This window comes from Pseudomonas sp. WS 5079 (assembly GCF_012985465.1).
Taxonomy (GTDB): Bacteria; Pseudomonadota; Gammaproteobacteria; order Pseudomonadales; family Pseudomonadaceae; genus Aquipseudomonas.
In genome coordinates, this window is record NZ_JAAQWN010000008.1 from 1 (window position 1) to 21644 (window position 21644).

At 62.0% G+C, this 21644-nt stretch carries 23 protein-coding genes; 16 read left to right on the plus strand and 7 right to left on the minus strand.

What is annotated here, in order from left to right; genetic code table 11:
- Positions 1-523: 523 nt before the first annotated feature.
- Positions 524-1411, plus strand: coding sequence for a threonine/homoserine exporter RhtA (gene rhtA, locus HBO05_RS20760; protein ID WP_170042854.1), 888 nt, complete (start codon positions 524-526; stop codon positions 1409-1411).
- Positions 1412-1580: 169 nt separating this feature from the next.
- The gene (locus HBO05_RS20765; protein ID WP_169957217.1) at positions 1581-1862 is read left to right on the plus strand and encodes a hypothetical protein; all 282 of its coding nucleotides are present in this window, start codon (positions 1581-1583) and stop codon (positions 1860-1862) included.
- Positions 1863-1866: 4 nt separating this feature from the next.
- On the opposite strand, the gene HBO05_RS20770 is transcribed toward HBO05_RS20765, so the two are convergent.
- Positions 1867-2427: a TetR/AcrR family transcriptional regulator gene (locus HBO05_RS20770; RefSeq protein WP_170042867.1), complete on the minus strand. Its 561-nt coding sequence runs from the start codon at positions 2425-2427 to the stop codon at positions 1867-1869.
- Between the two features lie 90 nt (positions 2428-2517).
- Between HBO05_RS20770 and HBO05_RS20775 the strand changes: the two genes are divergently transcribed.
- Positions 2518-3249, plus strand: a complete 732-nt coding sequence (locus HBO05_RS20775; protein ID WP_172313906.1) for an SDR family oxidoreductase — start codon at positions 2518-2520, stop codon at positions 3247-3249.
- A 36-nt stretch (positions 3250-3285) separates the two neighbouring features.
- Positions 3286-3876 (plus strand): 2-hydroxychromene-2-carboxylate isomerase, encoded by a 591-nt coding sequence (locus HBO05_RS20780; RefSeq protein ID WP_169957220.1) that lies wholly within the window; start codon positions 3286-3288, stop codon positions 3874-3876.
- Between the two features lie 44 nt (positions 3877-3920).
- Here HBO05_RS20780 and HBO05_RS20785 read toward each other — a convergent pair whose 3' ends face one another.
- The 3 genes from HBO05_RS20785 to HBO05_RS20795 form a co-directional block, all read right to left on the minus strand.
- Positions 3921-5729, minus strand: coding sequence for an aminopeptidase P family protein (locus HBO05_RS20785; protein ID WP_172313908.1), 1809 nt, complete (start codon positions 5727-5729; stop codon positions 3921-3923).
- 37 nt (positions 5730-5766) lie between these two features.
- Entirely contained in the window at positions 5767-6927 is a 1161-nt protein-coding gene (locus HBO05_RS20790; protein WP_172313910.1) for an aminotransferase class V-fold PLP-dependent enzyme, read from the minus strand.
- Positions 6928-7148: 221 nt separating this feature from the next.
- The gene (locus tag HBO05_RS20795) at positions 7149-7418 is read right to left on the minus strand and encodes a hypothetical protein (protein ID WP_172313912.1); all 270 of its coding nucleotides are present in this window, start codon (positions 7416-7418) and stop codon (positions 7149-7151) included.
- Positions 7419-7672: 254 nt separating this feature from the next.
- Between HBO05_RS20795 and ssuD the strand changes: the two genes are divergently transcribed.
- From ssuD to HBO05_RS20855, 12 genes are all read left to right on the plus strand, one after another.
- Complete coding sequence (gene ssuD, locus HBO05_RS20800; protein ID WP_170057079.1) at positions 7673-8818, plus strand: FMNH2-dependent alkanesulfonate monooxygenase; 1146 nt, start codon at positions 7673-7675, stop codon at positions 8816-8818.
- Between the two features lie 119 nt (positions 8819-8937).
- Complete coding sequence (locus tag HBO05_RS20805; RefSeq protein ID WP_170042847.1) at positions 8938-10125, plus strand: acyl-CoA dehydrogenase family protein; 1188 nt, start codon at positions 8938-8940, stop codon at positions 10123-10125.
- 8 nt (positions 10126-10133) lie between these two features.
- Positions 10134-11237, plus strand: a complete 1104-nt coding sequence (locus HBO05_RS20810; protein ID WP_170042846.1) for a sigma-54 dependent transcriptional regulator — start codon at positions 10134-10136, stop codon at positions 11235-11237.
- A gap of 155 nt (positions 11238-11392) precedes the next feature.
- Positions 11393-11848: a VOC family protein gene (locus HBO05_RS20815; RefSeq protein ID WP_169957228.1), complete on the plus strand. Its 456-nt coding sequence runs from the start codon at positions 11393-11395 to the stop codon at positions 11846-11848.
- Between the two features lie 272 nt (positions 11849-12120).
- Positions 12121-13329, plus strand: coding sequence for a PepSY domain-containing protein (locus HBO05_RS20820; RefSeq protein ID WP_172313914.1), 1209 nt, complete (start codon positions 12121-12123; stop codon positions 13327-13329).
- On the plus strand, positions 13329-13868 hold the full coding sequence (locus HBO05_RS20825) for a thiamine pyrophosphate-binding protein (protein ID WP_169957231.1): 540 nt from the start codon (positions 13329-13331) through the stop codon (positions 13866-13868). Before HBO05_RS20820 ends, HBO05_RS20825 begins: the two co-directional genes overlap by 1 nt.
- Positions 13865-14194, plus strand: coding sequence for a hypothetical protein (locus HBO05_RS20830; RefSeq protein WP_169957232.1), 330 nt, complete (start codon positions 13865-13867; stop codon positions 14192-14194). Before HBO05_RS20825 ends, HBO05_RS20830 begins: the two co-directional genes overlap by 4 nt.
- Positions 14191-14766 (plus strand): DUF6162 family protein, encoded by a 576-nt coding sequence (locus HBO05_RS20835; protein ID WP_172313916.1) that lies wholly within the window; start codon positions 14191-14193, stop codon positions 14764-14766. Before HBO05_RS20830 ends, HBO05_RS20835 begins: the two co-directional genes overlap by 4 nt.
- Before the next feature lie 34 nt (positions 14767-14800).
- Positions 14801-15721 carry a metal ABC transporter substrate-binding protein gene (locus HBO05_RS20840; protein ID WP_172313918.1) on the plus strand — a complete coding sequence of 307 codons (921 nt, stop codon included), beginning with the start codon at positions 14801-14803 and terminating at the stop codon, positions 15719-15721.
- Positions 15718-16464, plus strand: a complete 747-nt coding sequence (locus tag HBO05_RS20845) for a metal ABC transporter ATP-binding protein (RefSeq protein WP_170042844.1) — start codon at positions 15718-15720, stop codon at positions 16462-16464. The genes HBO05_RS20840 and HBO05_RS20845 overlap by 4 nt, the downstream gene beginning before the upstream one ends.
- Entirely contained in the window at positions 16461-17360 is a 900-nt protein-coding gene (locus HBO05_RS20850; RefSeq protein ID WP_169957238.1) for a metal ABC transporter permease, read from the plus strand. The genes HBO05_RS20845 and HBO05_RS20850 overlap by 4 nt, the downstream gene beginning before the upstream one ends.
- Entirely contained in the window at positions 17360-18283 is a 924-nt protein-coding gene (locus HBO05_RS20855) for a zinc ABC transporter substrate-binding protein (protein ID WP_172313920.1), read from the plus strand. The genes HBO05_RS20850 and HBO05_RS20855 overlap by 1 nt, the downstream gene beginning before the upstream one ends.
- Before the next feature lie 596 nt (positions 18284-18879).
- Here the strand turns inward: HBO05_RS20855 and HBO05_RS20860 are convergent.
- The 3 genes from HBO05_RS20860 to HBO05_RS20870 all read right to left on the minus strand — a co-directional run bounded on the left by HBO05_RS20860 (position 18880) and on the right by HBO05_RS20870 (position 21525).
- Positions 18880-19104 (minus strand): MbtH family protein, encoded by a 225-nt coding sequence (locus HBO05_RS20860; protein ID WP_032862749.1) that lies wholly within the window; start codon positions 19102-19104, stop codon positions 18880-18882.
- Between the two features lie 79 nt (positions 19105-19183).
- The gene (locus HBO05_RS20865; protein ID WP_169952533.1) at positions 19184-20596 is read right to left on the minus strand and encodes an aspartate aminotransferase family protein; all 1413 of its coding nucleotides are present in this window, start codon (positions 20594-20596) and stop codon (positions 19184-19186) included.
- Positions 20597-20751: 155 nt separating this feature from the next.
- Positions 20752-21525: an N-acetylmuramoyl-L-alanine amidase gene (locus tag HBO05_RS20870; protein WP_172313922.1), complete on the minus strand. Its 774-nt coding sequence runs from the start codon at positions 21523-21525 to the stop codon at positions 20752-20754.
- Between the last annotated feature and the right edge of the window lie 119 nt (positions 21526-21644).

Here is a 21644-nt window from a genome sequence, read left to right on the forward strand (position 1 = left end):
CTCCACAAGCACCCACACGAATTGCTTGATTCAGTTGTTAAAGAGCGGTTGGTTAAGATCTTTCGTCTCAACCGAGGCGCGCATTCTACAGCAGCCTCATTTGCTGTCAAGTGATTATTTTCAGAAGTTTCGAGATTTTCCTCAACAACTTCAACCACTTGCGCTTTCGATCTCTCGTCAGCGGGAGGCGAATTCTACAGCGTTACACGCTGCTGTCAACACCTCTTTTTCAACTTCCTTTTGGCTTCGATGAACTGAAGCAACCCACTGCCGAAAACTACATAACTCTTTGTTTACCAAGGAGTTTTCCGTTTCGACTGCGCCGGAAGTGGGGCGAATTATAGACTTCTAGAATCTGCCGTCAACCATTAATTCAATTTATCTATCGAAGACCCCGAACCCCCTCAGAACCCTCTCTTTATAGAGAGAAGAACCCACTAATTGAGCAATATATTGCTCAATTAGTGGCAGTTGATCATCATAGTGCCTTCTGCCTCTATATGAACCTGGACGAACACCCCCAATGACCACTTCATCCCGCAGCCTGGGCTCGGCACTATTCCCCGTCGGCCTACTGCTGATTGCCATGGCCTCGATCCAGTCGGGCGCCTCACTGGCCAAGAGTATGTTCCCGATTGTCGGCGCCCAAGGCACCACCACGCTGCGCCTGGTTTTTGCCAGCATCATCATGCTGCTGTTGCTTCGTCCCTGGCGCGCAAAACTCACCGCCAAATCACTGCGCACCGTCATCGTGTATGGGATGGCGCTGGGCGGCATGAACTTCCTCTTCTATATGTCATTGCGCACCGTTCCCCTGGGTATCGCGGTGGCCCTGGAATTCACCGGCCCACTGGCCGTAGCCATCTATGCTTCGCGCCGCGCTGTCGACTTCCTGTGGATAGCCCTGGCCATCGTAGGCCTGCTGCTATTAATACCGGTTGGTGAAGCCAGCCAAGGCATCGACCTGACCGGCGCCGCCTACGCACTGGGCGCGGGCATCTGCTGGGCCCTCTATATTTTGTTCGGGCAGAAGGCCGGCGCAGACAACGGCGTCCAGACCGCCGCCCTCGGCGTGATGATCGCCGCGCTGTTCGTGGCCCCTATCGGGATCGTTCACGCCGGTAGCGCACTGCTGACACCCTCGCTGATTCCAATCGCCATTGGCGTGGCGATTCTTTCCACCGCCCTCCCCTATACCCTGGAGATGGTCGCCCTGACCCGACTGCCCGCACGCACCTTCGGCACCCTGATGAGTATCGAGCCCGCATTCGGCGCGCTTTCGGGGCTGTTTTTCCTCCAGGAATACCTGTCCCTGGCGCAATGGCTGGCGATCGCCTGCATTATCATGGCCTCCGTCGGCGCTACCCTGACCATGCGCAGCCAGTCGAAGCCAATCGTCGCGGCAGATTGAGACAGGATTTAACGAAGCTCTGGTATTTGCCGCTCAATTAGGCCATGTTTAGTCTGTAACTCAGTGTCAGTCATGGAGATTTTCGAATAGGGACATCCACGGACGCTACACTTGAGAGCGAGCAAAGCCAGCATCGGGCATTCCAACGGCGCGGCTATTAAGGATGGTAATGAAGCGAATTTTGATAGTGTTTGTCGTGATCGCCCTGGCTGGGTGTGCCGCGACCACCAAGACAGAAGTCAAACGCGGAAAGAAAGGGTTGCATATCAACTGCTCTGGCCTGTCCTCCTCCTGGGACCAGTGCTACACCAGCGCAGCCAATTCGTGCGGCAAGAAGGGCTACCGGGTCATCGCCAAGTCCGGCGACAACACGGAAGAACCGGGTGATTATCCCTTCGGTATCAACCCTGCCGGCTATACCAGCCGCAGCATGATAGTGCTCTGCAAGTAAGAGCTCATTGCTGGGTGATTCTCTGGCTGAGCTCTTTATAGCTCGATGAAAGCACCTGCGCTTGAACGTGCGGGTCAACCATCATCCTGGCAACCACCAGCGCCCCCACACACTGGGACAAAATGGCCCAGGCCAGGCTGTCACTCTCCAACGTCCGCGCCCAGTTGGCCTGCAGCCGACAGATCCACGCTTGCGCCTGCTGGCGTACAGCTATATCCGCACGCGCAATATCCGCCCCCATGCTTGGCAACGCACACCCGTCCTGCACCTGCTCTACGTGGGCCATGCTCAAATAGATCTTCAGGCACCGCCCCAGGCGCTCGCGACTCTGCACCTCCCCCGCCCCCAAACGCTCAAGGCTTTGGCTCAATTCGCGCTCGACGATTGAACCGAACAGCGCATCCTTGGAGGAAAAGTGGCTATAGAACGCGCCCCCACTCAAGCCAATGGCTTTCATCAAGCCGTCTACACCAACGCTGGCAAACCCTTCTTTCTTGGCCAGTGCCGCGCTGCTCTGCAGAAGCTTGTCTCTGGTTTGCTGCTTGTGACTGACTGAATAGCGCATTGCCTCTACCCCAAAATACATGACCTTGACGCCTGTCGAATCGTAGCATAACGTTCGTTTAGTTAACGATCGTTTACCCAAGGATCTGCCATGACTGAGAATAAGAAAATCGTACTGGTCGTCGGCGCAGGCGATGCTACAGGCGGCGCCATCGCCAAGCGTTTTGCCCGTGAAGGTTATGTCGCCTGCGTCACCCGACGCAGTGCCGACAAGCTGCAACCCCTGGTGGACAGCATCCAGGCGTCCGACGGCGAAGCCCATGGCTTTGCCTGCGATGCACGCAAGGAGGACGAGGTGATCGCGCTGATCGAGCAGATCGAACACGAGCTGGGTCCGATTGAGGCCTTCGTGTTCAACATCGGCGCCAACGTGCCGTGCAGCATCCTCGAAGAAACTGCGCGCAAATATTTCAAGATCTGGGAGATGGCCTGCTTCTCAGGCTTCCTCAATGCCCGGGAAGTGGCCAAGCGCATGGTGACGCGCCGACGCGGGACGATCCTGTTTACCGGTGCCACCGCCGGGCTGCGCGGCGCAGCGGGATTTGCCGCCTTCGCCGGGGCCAAGCACGGCATCCGCGCCCTGGCCCAAAGCATGGCGCGCGAACTGGGCCCGATGAACATCCATGTGGCCCACGTGGTGGTGGATGGCGCCATCGACACTGACTTCATCCGCGACAACTTCCCCAGCAAATACGCCCTCAAGGACCAGGACGGCATCCTTGATCCCGCGCATATTGCCGACAACTATTGGCACCTGCACAGCCAGCCACGGGATGCCTGGACCTTCGAGCTGGACCTGCGCCCCTGGAACGAAACCTGGTAAGCACGCCTACATAACAATAAGCAGCGAGCATCCGACATGAGCAAAACCCTGGAATTTTTCTTCGACCTCGGCAGCCCCACCACCTACCTGGCGTACACCCAACTGCCCGGAATCTGTGGCGAAACCGGCAGCCAACTGGTGTACCAGCCCATCCTCCTGGGCGGCATTTTCAAGGCCACCGGCAACGCCTCGCCCATCACCATCCCGGCCAAGGGTCGCTACATGCTGCAAGACCTGGCACGCTACGCCAGGCGCTACGATGTGCCCCTCAAGTTCAACCCGCACTTCCCCATCAACACCTTGACGCTGATGCGCGCCGTCACCGGCATTCAGCTACGCCAGCCAGAGCGCTTTGTCGACTTCATCGACTGCCTGTTCCAGGCGTTATGGGTGGAGGGGCGCAACCTCGGTGATCCGGCCGTCGTCGCGCAAGTCCTGACGGAACACGGCTTCGATCCGGCAAAGGTATTGGAGCTGACTCAGGATGAGGACGTAAAGGACGCCCTCAAGCGCAAGACCGAAGAGGCGATTGCCCGTGGCGTGTTTGGTGCGCCGAGCCTGTTTGTCGATCAACAACTGTTCTTTGGCCAGGATCGCCTGGACTTTGTCCGCGAAGCCTTGAGTTAAAATCTGCAAGCCGCTCGCAGGCCACACCTGCGAGCGGCCGGTCCTTATATAGCGGCCGTGCGCAGCTGCAACCATTCCAGCGCAGCGCCACTGAGCAACGGGCTCAGACGTTGACGCACCTCGCCATGGTAGTCGTTGAACCACTGCCGCTCCTCGGTCGTCAGCAACGACGGCACCAGGCAACGGGTATCGATTGGGCACAGCGTCAGGGTTTCGAACTTGAGGAACTCGCCAAACTCGGTCTTGCCCGCCTCTCGGTTGAGCACCAGGTTCTCGATACGTACGCCCCAACGTCCCGGGCGGTAGGTACCCGGTTCAATGGAGGTGATCATGCCCGGCTGCATTGCGGTTTGCGGCGCGGCTGCGGCTTGGTACGCAATCACCTGCGGGCCTTCATGGACATTGAGGAAGTAACCCACCCCATGCCCGGTGCCATGGCCATAATCCACGCCTTCGGCCCAGATCGGCGCGCGAGCGATGGCGTCCAGCAAAGGCGAGAGGATGCCCTTGGGGAATTGCGCACGCGACAGGGCAATCACCCCCTTGAGCACCCGCGTGCAATCGCGCTTTTGCTCCTCGCTCGGCGTACCGATGGGCACCATCCGCGTGATATCAGTGGTACCACCCAGGTACTGGCCGCCCGAGTCGATCAACAACAGGCCATCACCTTCGATGACTGCATGCTCTTCTTCGGTGGCGTGATAGTGCGGCATTGCGCCATTACTGTTGAAGGCGGCGATGGTATTGAAGCTCAACGACACGTAATCCGGGCGCCGCGTACGCGCGGCCGTCAGGTGTTCGTCAATCGTCAACTCGGTGATGCGCTCGCGGCCCAGGGCCGAGTCCAGCCAGGCGAAAAACTCGCACAAGGCCGCGCCATCCTGCTCCATGGCCCGGCGAATATGCTCGGCGTCCGCCAGGCTTTTACGGGACTTGGCCAGCGTGGTCGGGTTGAGCCCTTCCACCAGCTTGACCCCACTGGCCAGGTTATCCAGCAACCCTGCGGTCACGCGTGCCGGATCAACCTGCAGGCTGGCACCGCTCGGCACCTCCCCCAGGGCCGCAGCCACTTCGCTGTAGTCACGCAGCGTCACGCCATCGCGCTCCAGCACCCCACGCAACTGGGTATCGACCTTGTCGAGGGCCACAAACAGGGTGGCCCGCTGCTGGTTGATCAGGGCAAATGATACAAACACCGGGTTGAACGAAACATCTGCACCGCGCAGGTTGAACAGCCAGGCGATGTCGTCCAGGGTGGCAATGAAATGCCAATCCGCGCTCTTTTCTTTGAGGCTGGCGCGCAGTGCCGCGAGCTTTTCGCCACGGCTGACCGTGGCCTGGGGTGGCAGGTGCTGATAGATCGGCTGGTTTGGCAGGGCCGGACGGTCGGTCCAGACCTCGTTCAACAGATCGATATCGGTCCGCAGGCGCGCCCCCCGCTCAGCCAGTTTGCCGCCCAGGGTGCGGGCGGACGCAACGGCCATCACCGCGCCGTCCACCGCCACTACGCCGCCTTCCGGGGTTTGCTCACCCAGCCATTCCAGCGGGCCGGGCTGCCCTGGTTGCAGCTTCACCAGCTCGATGCCGCTGCCGTTGAGTTCCTTGCTCGCCTGCTCCCAGTAACGGCTGTCAGCCCAGACCCCGGCAAAATCAGGCGTGACGATCAGCGTACCGACCGACCCATGAAACCCCGACAACCACTGCCGCCCCTGCCAGTAGCCCGGCAAGTATTCGGACAGGTGCGGGTCGGCCGATGGCACCAGCAAGGCATCGATGCCCTCCCGTTTCATCAACTCGCGGGTATGCGCCAGGCGCTGGGGAACCGTTCCATGGGTCAAAGGCTGCGTAGTCATCATGTCTCCTGCTAACCACTCATAATTGTTATGTGTTTCAAACTGCCCAGAAGGCCGGTGCGCTGGCCAGCGAGCGCTTGATCAATTGCACCGCCTGATCGATATCCTGCGCGGTGGTAAACCGCCCAAGGCTCAGGCGAATGGTGCGACCGGCGCTGCGCGCATCATGCCCGAGGGCAAGCAGAACATGGGACGGCGCATTGCTTGCCGAATTGCAGGCAGAGGTCGCCGAAAACGCGATACCGGCGCTCAAGGCCGCCGAGTTGAACTCGCCTTCGCTGAACGTCAGGCTCAAGGTGTGAGGAATGCGCTGGGTGGCGCTGCCGTTCAGGCGCACACCGGGAATGCTCAGCAATTGTTCAAGCAGACGCTGGCGCAGGGCGACAATACCCGCCGACTCTTCGGCAAAAAATTGCCCCGCCAACGCGAAGGCGCTGCCCATGCCGGCGATCTGGTGGGTTGCCAGGGTGCCCGAACGCAACCCGCCTTCATGGCCGCCGCCGTGGATCTGCGCCGTGACGTTCTGCTGCGCCCGCGGCCCGACATACAACGCGCCGATCCCCTTGGGGCCATACAACTTGTGTGCAGAAAACGACATCAGGTCGACCGGCCAGCGCGCCAGGTCGATCTCGACCTTGCCGGCGCCCTGCGCCGCATCCACATGCAACAGCGCCCCATGCTCACGCACCCGCGCGCCAATGGCCGGGATGTCGTTGAGCGTACCCAATTCATTGTTGACCAACATCAACGACACCAGGAACGTGTCTTCCCGCAGTGCCTGGCTGACGGCCTCGGCGGTGATCAGGCCCTCGGTGTCCGGCACCAGGTAGGTCACGGCAATCCCGGCTTCCTGCAACTGCCGCGCGGTATCCAGGGTCGCCTTGTGCTCGATCTGGCTGGTGATGATATGGCCACCGGCCACACCCCGCGCCTGGGCCACACCCTTGAGCGCAAGGTTGTTGGATTCGGTAGCGCCTGAAGTCCAGACGATCTGTTCGGCCTGGGCCCCCACCAGTTCCGCCACCTGCCGGCGCGCCTGCTCGACCGTGTGCCGGGCCTGTTGGCCAAAGGCATGGGAGCTGGACGCAGGGTTACCAAAGTTGGCGTTGAAACCCAGGCACTCAACCATGACCTGGATGACCCGCTCATCCACCGGTGTGGTGGCGGCGTAGTCGAAATACAAAGGACGTTTATTCATGACGTTAAAGACCCGCAGAGCATGTTCCCGAGAGCAGCGTCCCAGGGGCAGCGATCAGTACAGAGATCGTCAGGTTAACCCGATCGGATGCCGTTAAAGAATTTAAAAGTGCGTAGGAACGCTCCTGAAATTGAGCTTAACAGGCTCGATGAAAAGGATGGAAAACAAAAAGCCCGAAGTTCCTGCGGGGAACCTCGGGCTCGGGACCACAGCCAATGCTTTTAGCTGGGGCGGTCATGCAACATCACGTTGCGTTCGGCATTCATTGCGCCCTGGCGATCAAAGCCAAACGGCTTCTGCGACCGGCCAGCGAGCTCGGCTTTCTTCTGTTGATATTCGTCAAACGACAGACCACGACGATTGAGCCCCTCCATCGCCAACTGCCTGGTTTCCTCGGCGGTATACGGGCGCAGTTCGGGGCCTGGCTGGACGGCACAACCGGCAAGGAAAGAGGCAACCAGTAACAAGACAACAGAGAGGGAGTGGTTCATGGCGAAGGTCCGGCGAATGGGGCGTCAAGGCAATGAACACAGGCTACTCCTGCCCCCTCCCAGGGAAAAATCATCCGCTGTGATAGTCGCTATCAGCCAATCCCGCATATTCTTTACAGATCTATAAATAGAGAAATACGTTCGTTTACGGAATAAACAAGACGCTCTATAACGGTCCCCCAACGCCGCAACTGTTGTTTACACAACTGTTGGCCAGGCGACACCCCCTGTTGAACATCGCTCAAGGACTTGTCATGGATGTTTTCTGGTTCCTTCCGACCCATGGCGACGGCCATTTCCTCGGTACCACCCAAGGCGCTCGCCCGGTCACCCTCAACTACCTGAAACAAGTAGCCCAGGCCGCCGACAACCTCGGTTACCACGGCGTGCTGATTCCCACTGGCCGTTCCTGCGAGGACTCCTGGGTGATTGCCTCGGCGCTGGTGCCCCTGACCGAACGCCTGCGTTACCTGGTGGCAATCCGCCCTGGAATCATCTCGCCCACCGTGTCCGCGCGCATGGCCGCCACCCTCGACCGCCTGTCCAATGGCCGCCTGCTGATCAATGTGGTGACCGGCGGCGACCCCGATGAAAACCGTGGCGACGGCAGCTTCCTCGACCACAGTGAGCGTTACGAGGTGACCGATGAGTTCCTCAAAATCTGGCGTCGGGTATTGCAGGGCGAATCCGTCGACTTTGAAGGCAAACACCTGAAGGTGCAGAACGCCAAGGCCCTCTATCCGCCGGTCCAGAAACCCTACCCGCCGCTGTACTTCGGTGGTTCGTCCGATGCCGCCCACGACCTCGCCGCCGAACAGGTGGACGTGTACCTGACCTGGGGTGAACCACCGGCAGCTGTCGCGGAAAAACTCGCCGATGTACGTGAACGCGCGGCGCGCCATGGGCGCACCGTCAAATTCGGCATTCGCCTGCATGTGATCGTGCGCGAAACCGAAGACGAGGCCTGGAAAGCGGCAGCCAGGCTGATCGAGCACATCAGCGACGAAACCATTGCCGCCGCGCAAAAATCCTTCTCGCGCTTTGACTCCGAAGGCCAGCGCCGCATGGCCGCCCTGCACGATGGGCGGCGCGACAACCTGGAAATCGCCCCCAACCTGTGGGCCGGCGTCGGTCTGGTACGCGGCGGTGCCGGCACCGCCCTGGTGGGCAACCCGCAGCAAGTGGCCGAGCGGATCAAGGAATACGCCGACCTGGGCATCGAGAGCTTTATCTTCTCCGGCTACCCGCACCTGGAAGAGGCGTATCGCTTTGCCGAACTGGTGTTCCCGCTGCTGCCCGAACCCTACGCCAGCCTGGCCGGACGCGGCATCACCAACCTCACCGGGCCGTTCGGCGAAATGATTGCCAACGATGTACTGCCTGCCACCGCCAAAGCCTGAACCAACCTTTGTAGGAGCCGGCTTACCGGCGATGGCGATTTGTCAGTTACGCCGCTATCGCCGGCAAGCCGGCTCCTACAGTGGGTCCTCAGTGCATTTGATTTTTTCAGGAGCTGCGCGTGACAGCCAAACCCCATAGCGTCCTGCCGTCCCCCTTGCAGACCGCCAAGCTGCTGGCCGCCGAGTTCGCGCTCAGCGCCGTGGAGCGTGACGAGCGCGGCGGCACGCCCAAGGCTGAGCGCGATGCCCTGCGCCACAGTGGCCTGCTGGCCCTGAGCATTCCCACCCAGTACGGCGGCCTTGGCGCACGCTGGAGCGAAACCCTGGAGATCGTGCGCGAGTTCGCCAAGGTCGACAGCTCCATCGCCCATGTCTTCGGCTTTCATCACCTGATGCTGGCCACCGTGCGCCTGTTTTCCCGCCCGGAACAATGGCAACCCTGGTTCGAGCAGACCGCCCGCAAGCACTGGTTCTGGGGCAACGCCCTCAACCCGCTGGACACCCGTACGGTGGTCAAGGACTTTGGCGGCTGGCGCGAATTCTCCGGCAAAAAAAGCTTCTGCTCCGGCGCCAGCGATTCACAAATGTTGATCGCCTCGGCGGTGGATGAAAGCGCCGGCGGCAAGCTGTTGATCGCCGCCATCCCTAGCGGGCGCAGTGGCATCACCGTGCACAACGATTGGAACAGTATCGGCCAACGCCAGACCGACAGCGGCAGCGCCAGCTTCGAACGCGTGCGGGTCGAAGAATCTGAACTGCTGCTCGACCCCGGCCCCCTGAGCACGCCCTTTGCCTGCCTGCGCCCGTTGATTGCGCAATTGACGTTCACCCATATGTTCCTCGGGATTGCCGAAGGCGCGTTTGAAGAAGCGCGCAACTACACCCTCGCCGAGACCCGGCCCTGGCACAAATCCACCGTCCAGGATGTGCGTCAGGACCCATATGTGCTCAACCACTACGGCGAGTTCTGGGTCGCGCTGGAAGGCGTGCGCCTGCTGGTGCAGCGGGCCGCCGAGCTGCTGGACCAGGCCTGGGACAAGGGCCCGGCCTTGAATGAACAGGAGCGCGGGCAACTGGCGATTGCCATCGCCACGGCCAAGGTCGCCGCCACCCGCAACGGCCTGGAGCTGTGCAGCCGCCTGTTTGAAGTCACCGGCGCCCGCTCCACCCATGCCTCGCTGCGCCTGGATCGCCATTGGCGCAACCTGCGCACCCAAAGCCTGCACGACCCGGTGGACTACAAACTCCACGAACTGGGCGACTGGGCCTTGAACCAGTCCCTGCCCACGCCAACGTTCTATTCCTAGAGGTGCCCATGCAGCTTTTGACCCTCCCGCCCTCGCCCGCCCTCGCCACGTCGATTCGCGCCACCGCGCAAGTCTTCGAAGACCCGAAATCCCAGGCCTTGCTCGCGCATATCCAGCAAGTGGCCCCCAGCGAAGCCAGCGTGCTGATCATCGGCGAGACCGGCACCGGCAAAGAGCTGGTGGCCCGCCATATCCACAACCTCAGCGCCCGGCGCAACCGGCCCTTCGTGGCGGTCAATTGCGGGGCGTTTTCCGAATCCCTGGTGGAAGCGGAGTTGTTCGGCCATGAAAAAGGCGCGTTCACCGGTGCCCTCAGCGCCAAGGCCGGCTGGTTCGAAGAGGCCGACGGCGGCACCCTGTTCCTCGATGAGATCGGTGACCTGCCCATGGCCATCCAGGTCAAGCTGCTGCGCGTTTTGCAAGAGCGCGAAGTGGTGCGCCTGGGCTCACGCAAGAGCATTGCCATCGATGTGCGAGTGCTGGCGGCGACTAACGTGCAATTGGAAAAGGCCATCAACGCCGGGCATTTCCGCGAGGACCTGTATTACCGCCTGGACGTGGTCAGCCTGGAACTGAGCCCGTTGCGCGAACGCCCCGGCGATATCCTGCCCCTGACCCGGCACTTTATCGACGCCTACAGCCAGCGCCTGGGCTACGGCCCCATCACCATCAGCCCCGAGGCCGAGCAAAAGCTCAAGAGCTACAGTTGGCCGGGCAACATTCGCGAACTGGAAAACGTCATTCATCACACCTTGCTGATATGCCGCAATGGCGTGATCGAGCGCGATGACCTGCGCCTGTCGAACATGCGCATCGAGCGCCAGGACGATAGCCAGCACGGTGTCGACAACAGCGCCGAAGCCTTGTTGGAGCGGGCCTTCCAGAAGCTATTCGACGAACAGGCCGGCGCCCTGCATGAGAAGGTCGAAGACGCATTGCTGCGCGCAGCCTACCGCTTCAGCCACTACAACCAGGTACACACCGCCAACCTGCTGGGCCTGAGCCGCAATATCACGCGCACCCGCCTGATCAAAATCGGCGAACTGGCGGTCAACAAGCGCCGCCCAGGGGCAAACCTGCAGGGCGAACGCATGTTGCACCTATCGATATAGGTTGGCGCTGCGCTCGGTGCATTCGTGCGCGCCGCTGCTTGATGAAATGTTCAGGGAGCCGTGACAGTCGTCGGCTAGCCAGAGGCCACGAAAGACCTGGCCTATAGTGAAAAGACCGGAAAAACCGGCCCCTGGCAACCTTCAAGGAGAGCGACATGAGCGTCAAACCTATCCCCGAGGGCTATCACAGCATCACGCCCTACCTGGGCATCGACAAGGCCGCGCAAGCCATCGAGTTCTACAAAAAAGCCTTCGATGCCACTGTTTTCATGCGCCTGGACATGCCCGACGGCAAGGTCGGCCATGCCGAGCTGCGCATCGGCGATTCACCGATAATGCTGGCCTCGCCCTGCGATGAAATGGCCTTCGCCAGCCCAGGAGCGCACCCCACCAGCGTTGGCCTGCACCTGTATGTGAAGGACGTCGACGCCCAGTACAAACAGGCGATCGCGGCAGGCGCCATCGCGATTTCCGAACCCAAGGATCAGTTCTACGGCGACCGCTCTGGGACACTCAAGGACCCGTTCGGGCATGTCTGGTTCCTCGCCACCCATATAGAGGAGTTGACCGAGGAACAGATTCGCCAGCGCGCCAAGGATCTGTTCGCATAACCCCCATCACCTGTAGAAACCGGCTTGCCGGCGAAAACCCGGGAACAACGCGGGGCAGCCAATACCCAGCGTTATCGCTGGAGTTTTTCCCTGGCGAGCCAGCGCCTACAGGGCGCTTGTTGCGCATCGGAAACATTTGCTTTCATTTGCGTCTTAGGGTTTTGCGATTCTCATCCGTCTTAACTTAGATACAGCCCGTCGCGTAAGCAAAAGCTACGACCGGCCTTTCCCGGGCCTCCTCTGCCCCTCCTCCGATCAAGACCCCCATAGACATGTCGAAGAAGTCACGCTCCAAACTCTGGTTTCTCGTACACAGCTGGCTGGCGTTGCCCATCTGGTTCTTCGTACTGATCGTGTGCGTTACCGGGACCCTGGCGGTGGTCAGCCAGGAAATCGTCTGGCTGGTCAACCCGGAAATGCGCGCCAGCAAGCCGTCGGACGATGCCGAACTGCTCACCTACGACCAGATCCTCGCCGCGATCAAGCAGGCCGAGCCCAAGACCATTGTCGAGTCCATCGTCCGCCCGGACGAGTCGCACTTTGCCCTCGACGTCGACATCAGCTACCCCGACGGCCGCTCCGTAGCGGTCTACGTCAACCCGTACACGGGGGTTATCCAGGGCATCAGCCCGTCGTTCAACTTCCGCCAGTTCACCCGCGCCCTGCATGGCTGGTGGCTGGTGCCGTTCACCAATGGGTTTAGCTGGGGCTGGTACCTGGTGTCGTTCCTCGGGCTGCCCATGCTCGCGTCGCTGGTCACGGGCCTGGTGGTCTACAAACGGTTCTGGAAGGGTTTCTTCAAGCCGACCCTGCGCTTCAAGCATGGGGCGCGGATTTTCTGGGGCGATTTCCACCGCCTGAGCGGCATCTGGTCGATCTGGTTTATCGCGGTGATTTCCATCACCGGCACCTGGTTCATGATCCAGGCGATTCTTTCGGACAACCAGATCACCATCTCCAGCGAGGCCATCGTGCCGGTGATTTCCCGGGACAAGGTGCCGCTGTCGGCCCCAGGCGTACCGCCGCCCATGATTGCCCTGGACGATGCCATCAACATCGCCACCCAACGCATCCCAGGGTTCGAAGTCAGCTTCGTCGGCCTGCCGAGCAATGCCTACAGCCACTTGAGCATCGGCGGCCGCGGCTGGTACCCGCTGATGTTCCAGACCGCCGACATCAACCCATACAACGGTGAAATCGCCGCCACGCACCTGCTGTCGGACCGCTCGGGCCTGGAGTTCGTCACCGAATCCATGCGCCCGCTGCACACCGGCGACTTCGGCGGGATCTGGATCAAGCTGGTGTGGTTTTTCTTCGGCCTGTTGCTGAGCATGATGGTGCTCAGCGGTCTGTTGATCTGGAGCAAGCGCACCGCCCTGGCCACGTTGCACGCTCTCAAGCGCAGCGCCAAGGCCCCGCGCAACACGGCGCCGGCCAATCCTGTCGGCGCCATGCAGGCTGAAACCTCGGAGGGCAAATAATGAGCAAGGCCACCACCGTTCAGGCGCCCTCGCCGCTGCGCGCCTTCTGGCTCAAATGGCGCTTCCACATCAATATCCTGCTGTTGCTGGTACCCCTGGGCTTTATGCCCAAGTACTTTGCCGACGCCGCGCTGTTTCGCGGCGACAGTGGCCTGGGCGAGCGCGAGGTCGGCGAAGTGCAGGTCGGCCCGTGGAGCATCACCCTGGCCGAGCTGCGTAATGAAGCGCCCCGCCCCAATCCGGCCGGGCCGATGAAATCCTTCAATGCCGCCCTGTGCGCCACCTGTGGCGAGCAGGTCAAGGCCACCTACCTGCGCATCGGCAAGCCTCGCAGCCTGCGGGCCGCCGGGGTGATTTTCTTCGGCACCCCGTACCGCATGGGCGCCGCCCTGCCCATCCCTGAACGCACCCCGCCCGACGCCGAACTGTGGATCACCATGGAAGGCTGGGACGGCAGCATGCAGCAGGCCTCCATTCCCTTGAGTCAGGCATCGCCTGCCACCGTCGCCTGGTTGAACAAGCAAGGAGTTAAACCATGACTTTACTGCGCCTGACCCGCGCCTGCGCCGCGCTGATCCTCAGCCTGGGTGCGAGCAACTACGCCCTGGCCCACAACCCGATGTGCGAATGCAAGGAAATCCCCGGCGAGCAGATCCAATGCACCGGCGGTTTTTCCGACGGCAGTGGCGCGCCCGGCGTGACCCTGGATGTGATCGGCTACGACGAGACCATCCTGGTGCCCGGCAAGCTGGGGGCCGACTCGACGCTGACCTTCAAGAAACCTGCCAGCGAGTTCTACGTGCTGTTTGACGCCGGTCCCGGCCATGTTGTCGAGATCGACCAAGCGGATATCCAGGCACCATGACCGGCACGAGCCCAGGCAGCACCCAGGTGGTCCGGCCCGCCGGCGCCGGCCATGAAACCCTCTACGTCCTGCTGCTGTGCCTGATCATCCTGGCCGTCGCCGGCACCGTGGTGTCCCTGCATGGCGAAACCCAGGCCGTCGAGGCCGTGGCCAGCCACCAACTGGACGCGCGCCGTGACCTGAGCGCCGCCGAGCAAGGTATCTACGCCGACCTGCGGGTGACCCTGGATGAAATCCAGTTGCTGGCGCAGGAACACAGCGCCCTGCCGACGCCCGCGCAACTGGCCGAAGAAGGCTTCGCGCCCTTCGCCCAGGACGCCAGTTCGGTCAGCCGTGGCGACCATCGCTGGCAGTTGCTGGCGCCTTCGGCGTACCTGGGCTTGAGCCAGGCCAATGACACCAGCGGTTCGCTGCTGATGCGCGTCAACGGAGCCGAGCCGGATATCTGGCTCAACCGCAGCGCCAACCTGGCTGCCCCCACCGACCTGAGCGACCAGGGGTTGATCGCCGCTGGCTGGCAGCAGGTCGTTGCGCAATTCGACGCTGGCGTCACCCGCCAGCATCGCCACTGAATTCACGCTGTTTCCGAGAGAAGATCGATTACCCATGTCTATGTCATCTCCCTTGCTCCGCCTGCTGCTGGTGGGCCTGTTCAGCGTCCTGCTGACACCCCTGGCCAATGCCGAGGCGGCCAAGCGCCTGCGTATCGGTATCACCCTGCATCCTTATTACAGCTACGTGGCCAATATCGTCGGCGACAAGGCCGAAGTGGTGCCGCTGATTCCGGCCGGTTTCAACCCCCACGCCTACGAGCCGCGCGCCGAAGACATCAAGCGCATTGGCACCCTGGACGTGATCGTGCTCAATGGCGTGGGTCATGACGACTTTGCCGACCGCATGATCGCCACCAGCGAGCGCCCGGACATCCCGGTGATCGAAGCCAACGCCAACGTGCCGTTGCTGGCCGCCACCGGCAACGCGGCCCGCGGCGCCGGCAAGGTGGTCAACCCGCACACCTTTCTGTCCATCAGCGCGTCTATCGCCCAGGTCAACAACATCGCCCGGGAACTGGGCAAGCTCGACCCGGACAACGCCAAGACCTACACCCAGAACGCCCGCGCCTATGGCAAGCGCCTGCGCCAGATGCGTGCCGATGCCCTGGCCAAGCTCACCAGCGCGCCCAACGCCGACCTGCGCGTGGCCACGGTGCATGCCGCCTACGACTACCTGCTGCGTGAATTCGGCCTGGAAGTGACCGCCGTGGTCGAACCGGCCCATGGCATTGAGCCAAGCCCGAGCCAACTGAAGAAGACCATCGACCAACTGCGTGAACTGGACGTGAAAGTGATTTTCTCGGAGATGGATTTCCCGTCCTCCTACGTCGATACCATCCAGCGTGAGTCGGGGGTCAAGCTGTATCCGCTGTCGCATATTTCCTACGGTGAATACAGCGCCGAGAAGTACGAAGTGGAAATGATCGGCAACCTCAACACCGTGGTCCGGGCCATCCAGGAGTCGGGGGCATGACGGCGGCTGAACACCTGAGCGTGGCCAGCATCGGCCCGACGCTTGAATTCGATAACGTCTCGCTGACCCTGGGCCGTACCGCGATCCTCGATAACGTCAGCTTCCAGGTGCGACCGGGCAGTATCCACGCCTTGGTCGGCCCCAACGGCGGCGGCAAGAGTTCACTGATCAAGACCCTGCTGGGGCAGACACCACACCAAGGCCAACTGAGCCTGCACTGGCCGAACACTCCCGGCACCATCGGCTACGTGCCCCAGGCCCTGGAGTTCGACCGTGGCCTGCCGATGACCGTTGACGACTTCATGGCTGCCATGTGCCAGCGGCGCCCGGCGTTTCTCGGTGTGTCCCGGCATTACGCCGGGGCGATTGGCGAGGCGCTGGAGCGCGTGGGCATGCAAGACAAGCGCAAGCGCCGGATGGGCGCGTTGTCCGGCGGCGAGCGCCAGCGTGTGCTGCTGGCCCAGGGCTTGATCCCGGCGCCGCAACTGCTGGTGCTCGATGAACCGATGTCGGCCCTCGACGAAGCCGGGATCCAGGTGTTCGAACGCCTGCTGGGCGACTGGCGCCAGGCGGGGATTACCGTGCTGTGGATCGAACACGACCTGGAGGCCGTGGGCCGCCTGGCAGATCGCGTCACCGGCCTGAACCGCCGCTTGTTGTTCGACGCCACGCCCAAGGAGGCACTGACCCCGGAGCGCCTGCTGACGCTGTTTTCCACCCACCCACGGAGCGCAGCCCAATGAGCTACGAAGCCTTTCGCTTGATGGTCCAGGGCTGGGCCTCGTCCGGCTACCTGCCGGAAGCCCTGGCCTATGGGTTTGTGGTCAACGCCCTGCTCGCCGGCCTGCTGATCGGCCCGGTACTCGGTGGCCTGGGCACACTGGTGGTGGTCAAGCGCTTTGCGTTCTTCTCCGAAGCTGTCGGCCACGCCGCACTCACCGGCGTGGCCGTGGGCATTCTGCTGGGGGAACCCTACACCGGGCCTTATGGCAGCCTGTTCGGCTACTGCCTGTTGTTCGGCATCCTGCTCAACTACCTGCGCAACCGCACCGGCCTGGCCCCGGACACGCTGATCGGCGTGTTCCTCTCGGTGTCCCTGGCGCTGGGCGCGAGCCTGTTGCTGATCCTGGCGGGCAAGATCAACGTGCACATCCTGGAAAACGTGCTGTTTGGTTCGGTCCTGACCGTCAACGGCAATGACCTGCTGGTGCTGGCCGTTGTCGGCTCACTGGTGATGGCCCTGGCGTTGCCGCTGTACAACCGCATCATGCTCGCCAGTTTCAACCCGCAACTGGCCGCCGTGCGTGGCGTGGCGGTGAAGACCCTGGACTACCTGTTCGTGATCCTCGTCACCCTGATCACCGTGGCGGCGGTCAAGGTCATCGGCGCGATCCTGGTGGGTGCCCTGCTGGTGATCCCGGCCGCTGCGGCCCGCCTGTTGAGCCAGTCGCTCAAGGGTTTTTTCTGGATCTCGGTGGTGATCGCCACACTCAGCACCCTGTGCGGGATTCTGCTGCCGATCATCTTCGACCTGCCCATCCCGTCCGGCGCCGCGATCATCCTCGTCGCCGGCATCGCCTTCGCCCTGGCCGCCATCGCGCGCGGCACGGTCCCCAGCCTGAAAGGGAATCTCGGATAATGCGCCCTGTTCTACGCCCCCTCGCCCTGGCAATCGCCTGCCTGATCAGCCCCCCGCTGCTGGCGGCCGGCACCGCCAAACCGCTGCCGGTGGCAGCTCAATCCGCCAAGCCGGTCAAAGTCCTGGCGGCCCTGCCCGTGACCTTCGGGCTGGCCGAAACCCTGCTCAAGGGCACCCAGGTCAAGCTTGAACGCGCGGCACCGGCCAACCTGCCGGGCTCGCGCCAGACCTCGTACTTTACCGGGCGTGGCGCGCCGGCCTTGCATACCCTGGCGCTGGATGCCGACGCGGCCATCGGCCTGCGTTCGCTGTGGCCGGACGACCCGCTGTACCCGGTGGCCCGGCGCAGCAATATCCGCATCGTCGAAGTGGACGCCGCCCGCCCGGTAGACGGCGGTTTGCCGGGCGTGGCCCTGCAACCGGGGACGGTGGATGGCCTCAATAGCCAGCCGTGGCAATCGAGCAACAACCTGGGGCGCATGGCCGATGTCATGGCCGCCGACCTGAGCCGCCTGGCGCCCGGCGCCAAGGCCCAAATCGACAGCAACCTGGCCAGCCTCAAGCAACGCCTGCTCAAGCTGACGGCTGACAGCGAGGCGCGCCTGGCCCAGGCCGACAACCTGAGCGTGGTCAGCCTGAGCGATCATTTTGCTTATCTGGTGAGTGGGTTGAACCTGGAGTTGCTCAGCACCGATCCACGACCGGATGTCGAGTGGTCTGCGCAGGCGCTACAAACACTGACGACCAGCCTGAAGGACAACGACGTGGCGTTAGTGCTGCACCATCGTCAACCGGCTGAGGCGGTAAAAGCCGCGATCAGTGCAGGGGGGGCGAAGTTGCTGGTGCTGGCTACTGACGGCGCGGACCCGGTAGCGGAATTGGAAGGGAATGTGGATCAGGTGATCAAGGCCTTGGTGCCCTGAAAGCAACGCAATACCCCTGTGTGTGCGAGCTTATGTGGGAGCGGGGTTGCCCGCGATGGCGGTGTATCAGTCAACTAATGTATCGACTGACACTCAGCCATCGCGGCATAGGTATCTACACAACTCTTTTATCTAGTGCTTATTGGGTTTGTGTACATATCCGTTGCTGCGGTCACGGCGGCTTAGGGTTCCGCCCTTACGGCGGCTCACTTTTGTAAAGCGCAAAAGTAAGCAAAACACTCTTGCCCCACCACTCGGTGCCTCGCCTAGGCTCGGCATGCCCGCAGTCAGGCATTGCTCCGTGGGCCCGCCGCGATCGGCCATCCATGGCCGTGTCGCGGCTACCCCGGCATCCATGCCGGGGTGCCCACTGCGCAATACCTGCCTGCGGCCAGCGTGGTTTAACGGGGCGCCTAAGATCAAAAGCCAGATCAAAAACAGAGCAACAACAGCAAAGCCAGAGCGCGAAGCTGCATTCCCCTGTAGGAGCTGGCTTGCCTGCGATGACGCCCGAAAGAACACATCAGAGTATCTGGTATTCATTCGTCATCGTTAACGACCATCGCAGGCAAGCCAGCTCCCACATTTGCTTGTGTTCAGCCAGCAACAACCTGCGCATCCATCTTCTGGCGCAAGCTCAGCGGGCGCATATCAGTCCAGACTTCTTCGATATAGGCCAGGCACTCTTTCTTCATCCCGCTTTTACCCACGGTGCGCCAGCCTTCTGGCACGGCCTTGTAGTCGGGCCAGATGGAGTACTGTTCTTCATGGTTGACCACCACCTGGAACAGGATGTCTTCGCGGTCAAATACTGAGGTCATTGCGGTTCTCCGTCACTTAAAGGCTGCCACGCACTGCGCGTGGCTGATGTATGTAGGAACGTATAGCGGTGCAGGAAAATTAGAGGCTCGCCACAGCCGCCGCCAAAGCCCGACCGAAGATCTCTGCCACGCGGTCGATTTCTGCCCCGGTGATGACCAGCGGCGGCAGGAAACGCACCACGCCGCCATGGCGCCCGCCCAGCTCCAGGATCAACCCGCGCTTGAGGCATTCGCGTTGCACCAGCGGCGCCAATTGCCGATGGACCGGCGGGTGGCCCTGGACGTCGAGCGTGCCGTTGGGGTTGACCAGCTCTACCCCGAGCATCAGGCCGCGCCCGCGGATATCCCCCAGTTGCGGGAAGTCCCGCTGCAGGATGCGCAGGTGTTCAGCCAGGCGCTCGCCCATGGCCGCCGCGTGGTCGGCGACGTTATGTTGCTTGAGGTAGCGCATCACCGCCGAGCCGGCCGCCATGGCCATCTGATTGCCGCGGAAGGTCCCGGCATGGGCGCCCGGCAGCCAGGTGTCGAGCCACTCGCGATACACCACCACCGCCAGCGGCAAGCTGCCACCAATGGCTTTGGACAACACCACCACATCCGGAACAATGCCGGCATGTTCAAAGGCAAACATCTTGCCGGTGCGAGCGAAACCGCTCTGGATCTCGTCGACGATCAACGCCACGCCGGCCTGCTCGGTAATGCGTCGCAGGCCGCGCAGCCAGTCGAGGTCGGCCGGGATCACGCCGCCTTCGCCCTGCACCACTTCGACGATCACCGCCGCCGGCAGCAAAACGCCGGCCTCCGGGTCGTTGAGCAGGTTTTCCAGGTAGTGCAGGTTGACCTTGACTCCCTCTGCCCCACCCAGGCCGAACGGGCAGCGGTAGTCATAAGGGAATGGCAAGAATTGCACGCCATTGGCCAGCAAGGCGCCCAACGGCTTTTTCGGCCCCAGGCTGCCCATCAGGCTCAATGCGCCCTGGCTCATGCCGTGATAACCGCCCTGGAACGACAACACCGTGCTGCGCCCCGTGGCGGTACGCACCAGTTTCAGCGCGGCTTCCACCGCGTCGGTGCCGGTGGGGCCGCAAAACTGGATCTTCGCCTCCCGCGCCAGTTCCGCTGGCAGCAGGCCGAACAGGTCCTGCACAAACTGGTCCTTGACCGGCGTGGTCAAGTCCAGGGTATGCAGCGGCAACTCGTCGAGCAGCACCTGCTGGATCGCCTCGATCACCACCGGGTGGTTGTGCCCCAGCGCCAACGTGCCGGCTCCGGCCAGGCAGTCGATGAAGCTGCGACCTTCAACGTCCTCGACATAAATACCCTTGGCCCGCTTGAGCGCCAGGGGAATGCGCCGTGGGTAGCTGCGGGCATTGGATTCCTGCTGGCGCTGGCGGGCCAGCAGCGGCGATTCATCGAACTGGTAAAGCGCTTCCGCAGGCGTCGGGCTGGCCGACACCTGCAAATCTTCAATGCGACTGGTAGCGACTGACATCTCTAGATCCCTCAATACGCTGATGATGGTGACCAAACTGCCAACCCGTTGACGTCTGGCCCCCAAAGGGCGTGCGCACGGATTTCCTGTTCTGGAAACGCTTCAGCGGCGTGAGGATTTACACCCGGCTCAGTGAAAAACCGGCAAATGGCCGGTCACTCGCCGGCACTGGTGTACTTTTCATTCAGTGCATACAGAATCGCGCAGGTCTCGATATCCAGTTGCCCACGATAATCGGCGGGCCGGAAGTGCATCTGGAACGCACGCAGGCGCTGCTGGAACGCCTGGCGGTTTTTCGCCGGGGCGTAGCCGTAGCGCTGGAAGGCCCGTTCGACCTCCACCTCCTGGGGCAACCCCATGCGAAAGCGCCGCTCATAGGCACTTTTGGCCTGTGCATCGAACCAGGCGCCAATGCCCGCTTCGAATAAACCGTGCCAGGGCAAGCGTGGCCCCGGGTCACTCTTGCGCCAGAACGCCACATCCGAATGGCCGACGATATCGGTGGCGCCGATCTGCGGATGACGGGCGCAAATGTCGCGCAGCAGCGCGATCAGCACGGCGATCTGCTGCGGATCATAGGCAGGAAAGGTAAACACCCCACCCTCATCGCGGGCCAGGTTGACGATCTCGATGCCGATGGAGCGACTGTTGACGTTATCGCGACCCGCCCAATGACTGGCGCCTGCATGCCAGGCGCGCTGGCGTTCATCCACCAGTTGGAACACCCGCAATTCGTCGTAGCCGGCACTTCGATAGCTGGCCTCATGGGGGTCGGGCAACAGGTAATGGGCACTGACACCCTGCTGCGTCAGGGTGCGCAGGGAGGAGGCAAAGGGCGCGGCGGTGTAATGCACCACCACCTGGCGCACGGCTTCGCCATTGCGTTGATTAAAATCTTTGGCTGGATAAGTGGAATCGATGACCAACATAGGCGCTGTCCTTTTCAATACAGGCTGAGTCATTCAGCCGGCAAACCTGCAAACACAAAAATTGCCGCCATCCTGAAGCGTCGGGCCCCAGGATGGCGGTAGTTATGTGTATGCAAGCA